Below are 12017 nucleotides of genomic sequence, written 5' to 3'. Positions count from 1 at the left end.
CCGGTGATTGCTGCGCCGTCCGGTGATTGCTGCGCCGTCCGGTGATTGCTGCGCCGTCCGGTGACCGCCGCGCCGTCCGACGAGCGCCGCGTCAGCCGGCGACCGGTGCCGGGAGGCGGCCGAGGGCGACGAGGCGCTCGGTGATCTCGCGCAGGGCCGCGGCCTGGTCGGCCTGACCCATGATGAACATGACCCCGTCGCAGCCGTCGGCCTCGAGCCGGTCGAGCCGCGCGCGCCAGCGGTCCTCGTTGCCCCAGACGCACAGGTGGTCGATCAGGTAGTCCGCCAGTGCCGGGGTCACGACGTCCAGGTTGGCCGGGCGGGAGTTGTCGGCGTGGAAGGCGTAGTCGTAGCGGCGCCACATCTCCCGCACGTCGCGTTCGATCTCCGCCGGCAGGTTGCGGTCGGAGAGGTCACCCCGGAACGCCCGGTTGGCCATGGCGACGATCATCGCGCCCAGGTCGTCGCGCACCTCGTCCTTGGTCGCGCGCACCGACGCGCTCGGGCCGACCCATACCGACCGCGAGCCGCCCCGGGCGCGGACGGCCGCGACCCGTCGCGCGATCACGTCCGCATCCAGGGTCCCCCCGTAGAAGAGCCCGTCGCCGACTCGGCCGGCCAGCTCCGTCCCACGCGGGCCGTCGGCGGCGACCAGCAGCTCGGGCCGCGTGCGCGCGAACCCGGTCCCGGGGATGCGACTGTCCGGGTAGGTCGTGGACGAGTACGCGGCAGGCTCGCCGCGCCAGTAGGACTCGAGCGCGCCGACACCCTCCTCCAGCTCGGCCATCGTCGCCGGTGCGAGCCCGAGACCGCGCGCCGCGCTGTTCCCGGTGCCGATCGCGGCCATGCCACGGCCGCCGGTGAACTCGTTGAACGTCGCGAGCAGGTTGCCGACGATCACCGGGTGCCGCGCGACCAGGTGCGTGACCATGGGGCCGACCCGGATGCGCTCCGTCGCCCGGGCGGCCTCCAGCTGGTGGAGGAAGCTGTCCTGGTAGACGGTCGGGGAGTCCGCCACACCCATCCAGTGGTAGCCGGCGGCGTCGCCGATCCTCGCCACCTCGCGCGTCTCGTCGAGGTTGCGCGGCAACAGCATGAACCCGAACTTCATTCTCGCCTCGTCTCCAGGGGTCCGGAACCGTCAGGCCGTCGGCGTCGCGCGGTGCTCACGCCGCCCCGCTCCCGCCGCCGTCCACGCGGATCGTCTGGCCGGTGATGAAACCGGCATCCTCCGACAGCAGGAAGCAGATCGCGGCGGCGAGCTCGTCCGGAACGCCGAGGTCGAGATCGATGGAACCCAGCAGCGCGAGCGCGACCAGCCCGACGTTGTTGACGACGGCATCGACCGTGCCGCCCGAGACGACGGCTTCCAGCGCGGCCGCGGTGGCCTCGCGGTCGGCGAGGTCGGCGACGTGGAACTCGCCGGGGAAGTCCGCGGGAGCGCGGCGCGCGATCCCCATCGGCCGGTGCCCGGTTGCGGCCAGTCGCTCCGCGACCGACCTCCCGATCCCCTTGGACGCTCCGGTGATCAGCACCCGTCTGCTCGTCACGCGCTCTCTTCCTTACGTCGGCCTGCCACATAACGCTACGGTTGTGACATCGTCATGTGAAATGTCATCGCAGGTATGACTGCATAACAGTGGGCGAACGCGGAGGTCGGGGTGACGCTGCTCCAGCTCAGGGTGCTGCTCGCGGTGGCGGAGCACGGCGGGTTCACCGCCGCCGGGACCGCGTTGGGCATGTCCCAGCCCGCTGTGAGCCGGGCCGTGTCCGCGCTGGAGTCCGAGCTCGACACCGTGTTGCTGAGGCGGGGCCGCGACGGCGTCGCCCTCACCGACGCCGGTGCCCGCGCCGCGACGCACGCGCGCGAGGCGCTCCGGCAGGTCGACCTGCTGCGCACCGAGGTCGCCGCCGTCTCGGGCCGGGTGACCGGCACGTTGCGGCTGGCCAGCCTGCCGTCGGCGACCGGCACCCTGATCGCGGCGCGGCTGCGCGGGTTCGCCGAGCGGTATCCACTGGTGACGGTGCGCCTGCTCGAGGGCAGCGACGAGGAGATCCGCGACTGGCTGGACCAGGGCGTGGTGGACGCGGGCGTCGTCACGCTGCCGGCTCCCGGCCTGCACCTTGAGTTGCTCGACAGCCACGAGATGGTCGCCGTCCTGCCCGCCGGTCACGCGCTGGGCGCGGGCGACACCGTCACCTACCAGGCGTTGGCCGCCGAACCGTTCATCCGTTCCAGCTGCGGGTGCGCGCGGGTGTTCGAGGGCGTGGCGCGGGAGGTCGGGGTCCGGCTCGACCCGGCGTTCGAAGCACGGGAGCTGTCGGCGGTGCTGGAGATGGTCGGTGCCGGGCTGGGGGTGAGCATCGTGCCGGCGGTGGCCCTGCGGACCGTGCCCGCCGAGACGATCGTCCGGCCGCTCGTGCCGCGGACCGTGCGCACCCTCGGGGTCGCGGCCGCCGCCGGCGCGTCGCCCGCCGCCCGGGCCTTCCTCGAGGAGGTCGCGAGGACCCGCAAGGTGGTGGTACCGGTGAGCGCGGACGCCGGCCGTGCGCCCCTCGCCGCGCCGGTCGACGCGGCACGCCCGGTGTGACCACAGTGGACATCCGGGAGGTTCGCTCGCCGACCTCTAAGCTGCGCCTCGGGCCCCCGTAGCCCAACCGGCAGAGGCAGGCCCCTTAAAAGGGTCACAGTGTGGGTTCGACCCCCACCGGGGGCACCCGCTTGCACCTGCCTGAGCATGGCTCTGACCTGCGAGGACTGTCATTGTGCGCTCGCAGCCCGGTCCGGTGGGGTCCGGTTGGTTCCAGTGTTCTCCGGCTGATCGTGCCGAATGCGTGCCGAAGTTTCGCCCGCGAGAGCGGCGGCGATCCGCTGCCGTGCCGCGTCCTCCTGACCGGCGATGCACTTGGCGTAGATCTGCAGCAGCACAGCGACGCTGTGGCCGGCCCACTCCGCGACCTGGGTGGCGGGAACACCCGCGTTGAGCCATGTCGAGACCGCTGCGTGCCGGAGGTCGTACGGCCGACCGGCCAGGGGAGAGGACGCCTCGTCAGCGGTGAGCGCTGTCGCGCGGGCCTTCCGCCACACCCGGCAGTAGGTGCTCTCGGCGAGCTGACCGCCGCGCACGCCACGGAACAGCAGACCGTCGGGGCCGTTGCCGAACGCTTTCAGATGCGCGTGAAGCAGCGCGGTCAGCTCCGGTGGGCACGGGACGACCCGGGTCTCACCCTTCGCGCGATGCTTGAGCTGGCGTTCCTCGCGGCGGCGCCCGCTGTCTGTCCAGGAAGCGCCGGCGGAAGGCGTCGAGTGCTCCAACAGCAGCTCTCCCCAACCGGACTCTGGAAGCGACAGGCTGGCCTTGCGCAGCGACGCAGCCTCTGCCGGTCGTAGCGCGCCGTAGTACATCGCCCCGAAGAACGCGACGAGCTGTCCTCCGCTGGGCTTCTGCCCGTGGACCGCCGCGAGGAGTGCCTTGGCCTGCACCGGGTTGACGACGACGCGCTTGTCCACGCCCTTCACGGTCCGGGGCGCCTTCCAGGCAAGGGCAGTCACCGGGTTCCGGGGGAGTAGCCCACGCTCCACCGCGTACTCGCCGACGTTGACCAGCACCCCGCGTTGCCGCTGGATCGTGGCCGGCGCCGCGGTCGTCCTGTCGGCTCGGAGCGTCAGGGCGTCGAGGGCGGCACGCACGATCGCCGGCTGTCCGAGATCGGCGACGTTCCGGGTGCTCCGTGCGAGCCAGTCCCAGGCAGCGGCGATGTCCTCGGGCATCTCGGCATCCGGCGGCCGCAGGTTGAACGCCCTGGTCATCAGGGCCTTGCGCAAGTGCTCGTCGTCCGGCCGACCGCGCTCGGTGGAGAGCAGCGCGAGCGTGACGTTGGTCAGCGCGCGGGCAGTGTTCCGACGCGAGTTCGGCGCCAGGTGCGGCCACTTCATCGCGGCGTACTGCCGAGCGAAGTCGAACCAACTCACCTGCTGTTCGGCGCGATGCGTCGAGACCGGAAGCCCCGAGTCGACGACGAACGCCTCGCCTCGCCGTGCTGCGGTGACCAGCTCGGACCGGAAGCCCTCGGCCAGCGCAGCCGTGCTGTGGGCCTTCTTCCAGCGCGTTCCGCCTACCGACCACCGGACCGTGTGCGTCGTCTTCCGCGCGCCCTTGTAGACCTCTGTCTTCCACACCCTGACGTCATAGGAGGTTTCCATCAGGCGGCTTCCTCCCGATCGTCGAGCCAGCGTTCCAGCTCGATGCGGCGCACGCGGAGATCACCGTTCGGGAGCTTGATGCAGCGAGGCGCCCGGCCCTTGGCCCGCCACTCGTAGAACGTCGAGCGGGCAATCCGAAGCTCTGCACACAGCTCGGCGACCGTCAGCCGCTCGTTTGCCCTGCTCATGCTGCCTCGCTCTCGGTTGCCGAACGGTCGTCGGGGTCGGGTGGGGTGGTGGCCAGGGCGGCGGCGTCGTAGTCGGCGCGCCAACGTTGGCGTTGGTGGATCGCGTGCAGAAGCAGCACCGGCCGGGGCGGAACGTCGCCGTCACCGGGGGCGGTGCGTTCCCACTCGAACGGCCCGTCGTCGACGGCGTAGGCGGGCTGGACTCCGGCGCGGGCGAGGAGTTGCCGAACGAACGCCGAGCGCTCGGCCCGGTGATCGGCCAGGCTCTTGTTGGACCACTTGCGCGAGACGAGCACACGCCGGCCGGCGATGCCGAGGTGTTCGGGCCGGTGGGCCTTGCCCTTGCACACCCCGGGGGTCATCGAGGAGCGGGCGCCCTTGGGCTGCACCCCGTACAGCAGCCAGATCGGGCAGCGCGGCGAGCACGGCGTGACGGCCAGCTCGGCGGCCAGGCGGCGCGCGTGCTCGCGCTGGCGTGAGGTGGCGGTGTCGTCAAGGCCAGCGGCCTGCCCGACGGACTTGGTGAGGTACTTGGTCAGGTAGCCGATGTGGCGGCCGGCTTCCTCGGTCCCGCCCAGGATGCCCTTGACGTGCACCTGCTCCCCGAACGTCACCGTGTGCGCCGGGGCGTCGAGGGCGTCAGGGTCGGTGGCCTCGTCCCAGGTCGGCAGCGCGGTGCGGGTGTCGGGGTCGACGAAAACGCCGGCCTTGGTGTCCCACCGGGGCAGCCGATCCCCGCTGTAGGTCTGGACGTCGTGGGCGGGCCACCACACCTGGTGATACGTCGCAGCGGCGATCATTCGCAGCTCGGCGCGCGAGATCGTGCCGCGGATCGCGGCGTGGAAGTGCGGTGCGCCCCGGCGCTGCGGCTCGACCGTCCCGAAGTACTGCACGTCCCACCCGACGCAGCGGCGGGTGTTCTGCCAGAACCGGTCGAGCAGCTTGGGGAAGTGGATCGCGTCGCGGGCGGCGCGGCGGTAGTCGTAGCGGTCGGGGTCGAGCGCGGCCCCGTTCTTGTCCACCCGCCCGTAGCTGTCCAAGGTCAGCGTGAGGAACGTCGAGGGCCGGTAGCGGCCGGCGTAGACGGCCCCGACGGTGCGGTTCTCCACCGCCCGGCGCGGCAGGTTGGGCGCATCCTGGCGACGGCGAGTGGAGCGCTTCACGGCGACGCGGTCGGGCGGGTCGAGTGGGGCGAGCCGGCCCCGGACCCCGAGGGCCCGCAACTCCGTGTCGATCTCGGCGACCGCGTCGCGAATCTCCTCGCACTCGGTCTCATCGCCCTCCTCGCGGGCGAGGGCGTAGGCGGCGTGCAGGTCCGCCCGGACGGCCATCAACTCCTTCTGCCGCTCCGTCGGGTCGGCCGGCTTCGAGACGGGTTCGTGCTCGAGGTGCCAGCCCTGGCGGCACTGGACCATCCGCAGCCGGCGCGCCTTGTCCGCGCACGGCCGGCACTTGTCCTCGCGGGTCGACCCGCACGGAACCGGGACCACGTCGACCCGCCCCGAGGTGAGGTCGATCCGCCGCATCGCGAGCGGGCGGATGCAGACGCCGTGATCCTCGGCGAGCTGCTGAGCGACGTCGTCGGACAACGCCAAGAGCGCCTTCTGCGCGCGGGTGAGCTTGTCCTGATCGATCGGCCCATCGGGCAGCGTCACCGCCGGGGCCGGCTGAGGTTCGGTGGTGGTCATGCCGCCTCTCCGAGGACAGGAGCCGGCGCCGAGACCGGGGCTGGCGGCAGCTGCAGCGGCGTCGGGCGGCCGCTGGTCAGGTAGGCGTTCAGTTCGGCGAGGTGCGCGTCGGTGATGTGGAAGGCCCGGGCGCGTTCGACCGCGCGGCGCCCGTCGACGACGGTCCAGGCCACGCCGGGGGTGTCCTCGCTGATCTCGTGCGCGGCCGCACCCCGCTCCCGCGCCCCCTCCCCGAGCGCCAGGTCAACCTGGTCGGGTTCGTCGAGGCGGAGCGCGACCTTGGTCGGGAACAGGTGCCGGAACTCGATCACCGCCTTACGCGGGTCCTGTACTTGCCCGATCACCGCGACGCCAGGGGCGCGGCCCTGGGAGGTGATGACCTGCAGCGCATTGACGGCGCGCGCTTTCAACTGCCGGTCGGTCTGGTAGGCGACGACGTCGGCGAGCTCGTCGACGACCAGGACCACGAACGGCGACCCCGACGACGGCGACCACGCGGCCGACCCGGCCCGGCGGAACGCCTCGGCACGCGAGCGCATCAGCGCGGCCAGCTCCTCCAGCAGCTCGACTGCGTCGGGCCCGTTGTCGAACACCAGCCGCCGGAACAGCCCGGGTGCGCGGCCGAGTTCCATGCCGCCCTTGGGGTCGATGCCGAACACCTGCACGTGGCCGGCGGCGATGGCCGGGGCGAGGTGCCAGAGCAGCGACCACATCACCGACGACTTCCCGGCCCCGGTCGACCCGACGACGAGGACGTGGTTGCCGAGCAGTCGCAGCAGCCAGCGGAGTCCGGTCTCGGTGATCCCCACCGCCACCTTGCGCAGGTCCACGATCTCGGCCAGCTCGGCAAGGGACGGGGGTGCGATCGGGGCGCGCAGTGGGTCGGTGTGGATGAGATCGAGCCAGAGCCGGCGCGGCTTGTCCTGGCGCACCCGGCACGAGACCGCGCCGAAGGAGTGGGCGAGGGCGTCGGCGCGGGCGCGGAACTCGTTGGGGTCCTGGCCGTGCAGCAGCCGCACGGACACGCGATCGCGCCAGCCGTCGGACCGGACCCGGCGGACCCGCGGGTAGTAGCAGGAGCGGCCGGCCCGGCGGACGAGGTTGGAGAAGCGCATCGTTCGCCGCCACACCCGGCCGTAGATCCACGCCCGGCGCCACTCCGAGGCGAGCTGCCTCCGGGCGACCCGGTCGAAGGTGTCCGGCCAGCGCCACCGCCACACGGCGGCCAGGCCGGCGAGCACCGCGGCGGCGAGCAGGACCCACCACCACGAGGTGGCCAGCCCGAGCCAGACCAGCGCGAGGCCGCCGAGCAGGACAACGGGGTAGCGGTAGACGCGCCGGGCGAGGAAGTCGAGGGCGCGCACGAGCAGGTAGCCGAGGATGACCGGCGCGAATACGAGCAGCGCCTTGCCGGGCAGCATCACCCACCACGGCAGCCGAGGGCGTTCGATCTCCAGCGGGGCCGGGGCGGTCCAGTCCTTGCGGCTCATCGCGAACCTGCCTTCCGAGCAGTCCGGCGGCCGGGGACGGCCGAGAGCGGGAACAGCGGTTGTTGGTCGAGGTGATCCGCGCAGCGACGGCGCCGCGGGTCGGGACGATCGGCAAGCGGGATCCGGCAGACCTCGCAGCGGACGCGAGCCGGCTTGGTGCTCATGCCGCCGCCCGGGACGCGGGAACGAGCTGGTCGCGGTGCAGCTCGGTGCGCTCGTCGGGAGTGAGGCCGGCGATGACACCCCAGCGGCGGGCCGGGTCCTCCGTGGCCATGACGTCGGCCAGGCAGAGGCCGCGGACCGGGCAGGTTCCGCAGATCCGACGTGCGGTCGTCACAGCCGCGCCGGTCAGGTCGAGGTCGAGCGGGTAGAACAGCTCGGGGTCCACACCGGCGCGGGCGCACGCGGCCTCCTGCCGCCACGAGCCGTTCACGACGCGATCCCGAGGTCGTGGTGGTTGGACATCGCTCCTGCGGCGTCGGAGGTGGGCTGCCGCGTTGCCTGGGCTCGCCAGTCGGCGGCGGTGTCGCGCCAGAACCGGGCCTGGTCGTGCTGCTCGAAGCCGGCGGCGATGACCGCACGCCGGTAGAGGTCCGGCACGGTCTGGCGGTGGGCCGATGTCAGCAGCAGTCGCCACCAACCGGCCCGGCGGGCGCAGATCATCGCCAGCTGATCCGCGCGATCGGCCCGCGCCAACAGCGCCTCCGGATGTTGCGACAGCAGCGCGTCGGCCTGGGCGATCAGCTCGGTGAGTGCGGCCGAGACCCGCGCGGTCACCGGCGCCCGGCCGGTCGTCTGGTTGTCGTCGAGGGTGCTCATCTAGGGTCGTTGTCCTTCCGAAATCAGGTGCCTGCCAGGGCAGATCGGTGGAGGAAGATCCAGGGGAGGAACCCGTTGCAGCGGGTTCCTCCCCGCACAGCCGGTCAGGCCGCGTCCTGGTTGGACTGACGCGGCGAGGGCTTGGCGTGCCCACCGGGGGCGCGCATCCCGGTCGCCCGCAGGCTGTAGGCCACCCGGGGCCGGCCACCGTTCTCCGACACGTACGGGGTCACGGTCAGGCCGTCGAACTCCACCGGGCGGAACGGCAGTCCGGCCACCGCCTCTGGCGGCACCGGCTGGAAATCGGCGGCGATCTTCACCACGACCGTCTTGTCCGCGCGGCGCGCCTCCGGGTCGGCGTCGAGCACCGACACCGACCACACCGGCTGCCCGGTCTCCTTGTCGGCCTGCTGCACCGGCCGGCCGGCGCTGGACTTGTCGAAGTCGCGCACCGGCTCCACCTCGGAGACCACGAACGCCCCGTGCGGGAAGACGTCGCCCATCGACACCGCGAACCTGCTCTTGATCGCCATTTCAAGCTCCTTGTCTGGACCTAGCCAGCTTGGCTAGCCAGGTTCAAGGTAGCCCAACATGGCTAGCCAGGCAAGAACTTGACTAGGCCAGTTAGCCGAGCTGGCCAGATTGGCCGTAGCATCTGCGAATGGCTCTTGACCCGGACGACCCGCGACCGCCGTACCAGCAGGTGGCGAACGCGCTGCGGGCGTCGATCCTCACGCGGAAGTTCGCCCCCGGCGACAAGCTGCCTTCGGGTCCGCAGCTCGCCGAGCATTACGGCGTCGCTCGGATGACCGTGCAGCAGGCGATCCGGCTCCTTCGCGACGAGGGCCTCGTGGTGACGAGGCAGGGGAGCGGCGTGTTCGTGCGAGAACGCACCGAGCGGCCCGTCGGTCTCCGCCCGCACCTTGAACGCGCCTTCGAGCAGTCGAGCGTGTCCGTCGACTTCGCCGGCTTCTCCGGCGAGACCCTGCATGGCGCGATCGCGGAACCGCTCGACAAGATCCGCGCCGGTCGGCTTCGCCCGGCCTCGATCTCCGTTCGTCTACTCGTGCCCGACCCGTCGATGCCCTGGACGCTGCCGGCACGCGTGGACGACCTCGCCGACAGCCCAGCCTTCCGCGCCCGCGCTGCAGACATCGTCCGGCGTCACACCGCCGCGGTCGTCGACGCCGTCAACGAGCTGGGCGAGCTTGGCCTCGTCGAGGACGCTCGCGCCGAGGTCCGGGCGAGCCCGACGGTGCCGATGTTCAAGCTCTACGTGATCAACAACGATGAAGTGTTCTTCGGCTTCTATCCGGTGGAGCGCCACGAAGTGACCCTCGACGGTGACAAGACGCCGATGTGGGATCTCATGGGCAAGGACGCCGTGCTGTTCCACCACACCGCCGACCACGACGACGAGTCGACCGCCTCGCAGTACGTCCGACAGGCCAGGCTGTGGTTCGACAGCTTGTGGGACAACGTCACGCGTCCCCTCACGCCGTGAGCCTCAGTGACCTTTTGGGTCGGGCGCGGCATGTGCTGCTCGACTTCGACGGCCCGATCTGCGCGGTCTACGGAGGCACCTCCGACCGTGCCGTCGCCGATCACCTCCGCACGATCATCGGCGACGCCTGGCAGCTACCCGAACCGGTCGTCGAGACGAGCGATCCCCTCGTTGTCCTCCGGCATTGCGCCGACGCCGACCCGGGCCTCCTGCGACGTGTCGAGGCTGAGTTCATCGCTCAGGAAGTCGCTGCAGTCGCGACTGCTGCCGCGACGCCCGATGCGCGGGAGGCGATGACATCCTTGGCAGCCAGCGGACACACGATCACCGTCGTGAGCAACAACTCCGCCGAGGCCATCCGGGCCTACATCGAGCGTGCCGACCTCGTCGACCTGGTCGACGGCATTATCGGCCGGACGCGAGGGCGACCGGACTTGATGAAGCCTCATCCTCACCCGCTGCGCGCGGCCATCGTCGAACGCGGGGCCGATCCCTCCGAGTGCGTGATGGTCGGGGACTCCGGCAGCGACATTGAGGCTGCGCGCGCCGCAGGCACCGCGTCGATCGGCTACGCGAACCGGCCAACAAAGCGTCAGGGTCTAGCATCGTTAGGTCCGGACGCCATCATTGAAGCGATGAATGAGGTCGCTGACGCTGTCAACGGAATGAAGTCCTGACTTAGTAGTTTCGCTGCAGGCCGTTCGGGTGTCGGTCAAGAACCTCGCGAACCTTGCGGCCGATCTGCTCGGTTCGATGATCGTTGTAGAAGCGCCGCGACGCCTTCTTTCGCGTTGACGCATGGTCGAGTGCCACGCCGGTTACTAGGCTCGCCGCTGCCTCGGTCATCCAGTAGACGTCAATTGGCTCTGTGTCGACCGCCTCATGTTTGATCCGGATATTGAAGTCGTGAAAGAGTTTTGCCCATTTATCAACGTCACCGACAAGTGTCGCGAAGCGAGGGCCAGCCCGTCGTGCCAGCGTCAGCGTGGGCATCTCTTTGCCACGGGGTGCCCACTGGTGCTTAGCCTTCTTTGCCGCAGCGACGAAATACTCGATACCGGCATGAATCTCAAGAAGTCGCGTGGTCACCGCCATAGTCGAGAAGATCGGACGCATCGTGACCGGCCTAATGAAGCGTCCATGATCTCGCGATAGTCTGAGCCACCGGGCTACACCACCAATGCCGCCCATGTCGGAGTAGGTAAAGAGTGGGAGGTCTGGCTTCCCCGCCTCGGCCGGCACGCGCATCAGTTGTCGATCCCACAGAGGGCTCCACTGGAAGTCCGGATCGTCCTTTCGTCTGAGATAGCTTGGCCGTGCACGTGCGTTAAAGCATGGAATGAAGGCGCCATGCGCAAGTGACATGAGCAGTTGCATATCGAGAATCGGCTGAAGCAGCTCGTCGATTGGTAACGGATGTGTCGACGTCGCACGCACCGCTAGGGGGGTCTCAATTTGCTGGTAGCCATCTGCCTTGCCGGTAAACTCCCAATGCGGTAGAAGGTGGACTTGGATCCCGTTCCCGACCCGCGCGCTATCCAATCGCCCCTTTGCATCGAGCCTGATGACGACGGAGTCCTTCGGCTGGGCGCTCGGGTCGTCTTCGATTTCGAGTACTGGCATGCCCGCCCAGCGGAGGGAGTCGCGGAACTGGGCTTCCACGCCATGCAAGTTCGAGTTCTTGAGCCGACTAATCGCGACTCCGGAAATGATGGCTTGGTAGCGGAATTCGCGAGTTGCTGCACGAAATCCGCCGTATCCCTTGGATGAGGTGGAGCCGCTTGGCCGTAGGGCGAGGGCCGTCGTATTCCCCGACGCGCAAACGATCGATAATGGGATATCCAGCTCCTTGCGCCAATCGCTCAACGGGTCTCCGTCGTCAAGAGTCTTTATAGCAACGAAGTTGTTTCTGTTCCGCTGAACGAAACCGCGTAGTTCCTTCACCTCGCCGGCCCAGCTCGCGTCCAGCGGCCAGAATCGGCCCACTTGGCCTTCGAGTAGATCCGACAGCTTGTTGTCCAAGGCTCCTCCGAAGTTCGGCCGCGTGAGCGTACGGCGCTGCCGAATCCGCCTCTAGGAGATCAAGGCGCCGCCTCCGGCGGCGCGGGCCGGCCACGCCGGCCC

The 12017-nt window shown here is 70.1% G+C and carries 13 protein-coding genes and 1 tRNA gene; 4 read left to right on the top strand and 10 right to left on the bottom strand.

The features are described 5' to 3' along the window. Positions 1-91: 91 nt before the first annotated feature. On the bottom strand, positions 92-1111 hold the full coding sequence (locus PSD17_RS13290; RefSeq protein WP_339122799.1) for an LLM class flavin-dependent oxidoreductase: 1020 nt from the start codon (positions 1109-1111) through the stop codon (positions 92-94). A 55-nt stretch (positions 1112-1166) separates the two neighbouring features. Beyond that, positions 1167-1550 (bottom strand): SDR family oxidoreductase, encoded by a 384-nt coding sequence (locus tag PSD17_RS13285; RefSeq protein ID WP_339122798.1) that lies wholly within the window; start codon positions 1548-1550, stop codon positions 1167-1169. A 111-nt stretch (positions 1551-1661) separates the two neighbouring features. On the opposite strand from PSD17_RS13285, the gene PSD17_RS13280 reads away from it, so the two are divergent. Together PSD17_RS13280 and PSD17_RS13275 are read left to right on the top strand one after the other, a co-directional pair. Then, positions 1662-2591, top strand: a complete 930-nt coding sequence (locus PSD17_RS13280; protein ID WP_013673099.1) for a LysR family transcriptional regulator — start codon at positions 1662-1664, stop codon at positions 2589-2591. A 52-nt stretch (positions 2592-2643) separates the two neighbouring features. Next, a tRNA-Leu gene (locus tag PSD17_RS13275) sits at positions 2644-2717 on the top strand. A 44-nt stretch (positions 2718-2761) separates the two neighbouring features. On the opposite strand, the gene PSD17_RS13270 is transcribed toward PSD17_RS13275, so the two are convergent. The 7 genes from PSD17_RS13270 to PSD17_RS13240 all read right to left on the bottom strand — a co-directional run bounded on the left by PSD17_RS13270 (position 2762) and on the right by PSD17_RS13240 (position 8922). Beyond that, entirely contained in the window at positions 2762-3973 is a 1212-nt protein-coding gene (locus PSD17_RS13270; RefSeq protein ID WP_339122797.1) for a tyrosine-type recombinase/integrase, read from the bottom strand. A gap of 230 nt (positions 3974-4203) precedes the next feature. Continuing rightward, positions 4204-4392 (bottom strand): helix-turn-helix transcriptional regulator, encoded by a 189-nt coding sequence (locus PSD17_RS13265; protein ID WP_339122796.1) that lies wholly within the window; start codon positions 4390-4392, stop codon positions 4204-4206. Further along, positions 4389-6080 (bottom strand): replication initiator, encoded by a 1692-nt coding sequence (locus PSD17_RS13260; protein ID WP_339122795.1) that lies wholly within the window; start codon positions 6078-6080, stop codon positions 4389-4391. Before PSD17_RS13260 ends, PSD17_RS13265 begins: the two co-directional genes overlap by 4 nt. Next, on the bottom strand, positions 6077-7570 hold the full coding sequence (locus PSD17_RS13255) for an FtsK/SpoIIIE domain-containing protein (RefSeq protein WP_339122794.1): 1494 nt from the start codon (positions 7568-7570) through the stop codon (positions 6077-6079). Before PSD17_RS13255 ends, PSD17_RS13260 begins: the two co-directional genes overlap by 4 nt. Before the next feature lie 160 nt (positions 7571-7730). Beyond that, the gene (locus PSD17_RS13250) at positions 7731-8003 is read right to left on the bottom strand and encodes a WhiB family transcriptional regulator (protein WP_339122793.1); all 273 of its coding nucleotides are present in this window, start codon (positions 8001-8003) and stop codon (positions 7731-7733) included. Next, positions 8000-8389, bottom strand: coding sequence for a hypothetical protein (locus PSD17_RS13245; RefSeq protein ID WP_339122792.1), 390 nt, complete (start codon positions 8387-8389; stop codon positions 8000-8002). Before PSD17_RS13245 ends, PSD17_RS13250 begins: the two co-directional genes overlap by 4 nt. Positions 8390-8493: 104 nt before the next feature. Further along, on the bottom strand, positions 8494-8922 hold the full coding sequence (locus PSD17_RS13240) for a plasmid replication, integration and excision activator (RefSeq protein ID WP_339122791.1): 429 nt from the start codon (positions 8920-8922) through the stop codon (positions 8494-8496). A gap of 128 nt (positions 8923-9050) precedes the next feature. Here PSD17_RS13240 and PSD17_RS13235 point away from each other — a divergent pair, with 128 nt between their 5' ends. Both PSD17_RS13235 and PSD17_RS13230 read left to right on the top strand, forming a co-directional pair. Then, a complete protein-coding gene (locus PSD17_RS13235; protein WP_339122790.1) occupies positions 9051-9893 on the top strand; it encodes a GntR family transcriptional regulator in 843 nt (280 codons plus the stop codon). Beyond that, positions 9890-10570, top strand: coding sequence for an HAD family hydrolase (locus PSD17_RS13230; RefSeq protein ID WP_339122789.1), 681 nt, complete (start codon positions 9890-9892; stop codon positions 10568-10570). The genes PSD17_RS13235 and PSD17_RS13230 overlap by 4 nt, the downstream gene beginning before the upstream one ends. Position 10571: 1 nt before the next feature. Here PSD17_RS13230 and PSD17_RS13225 read toward each other — a convergent pair whose 3' ends face one another. Further along, positions 10572-11915, bottom strand: coding sequence for an ApeA N-terminal domain 1-containing protein (locus tag PSD17_RS13225; RefSeq protein ID WP_339122788.1), 1344 nt, complete (start codon positions 11913-11915; stop codon positions 10572-10574). Positions 11916-12017 lie beyond the last annotated feature (102 nt).

Source organism: Pseudonocardia sp. D17 (genome assembly GCF_036984265.1).
In the GTDB taxonomy this organism is placed as follows: domain Bacteria; phylum Actinomycetota; class Actinomycetes; order Mycobacteriales; family Pseudonocardiaceae; genus Pseudonocardia; species Pseudonocardia benzenivorans.
The sequence above is the reverse complement of the archived record's forward strand: the minus strand, read 5'-3'. Positions and strand labels throughout refer to the sequence as shown.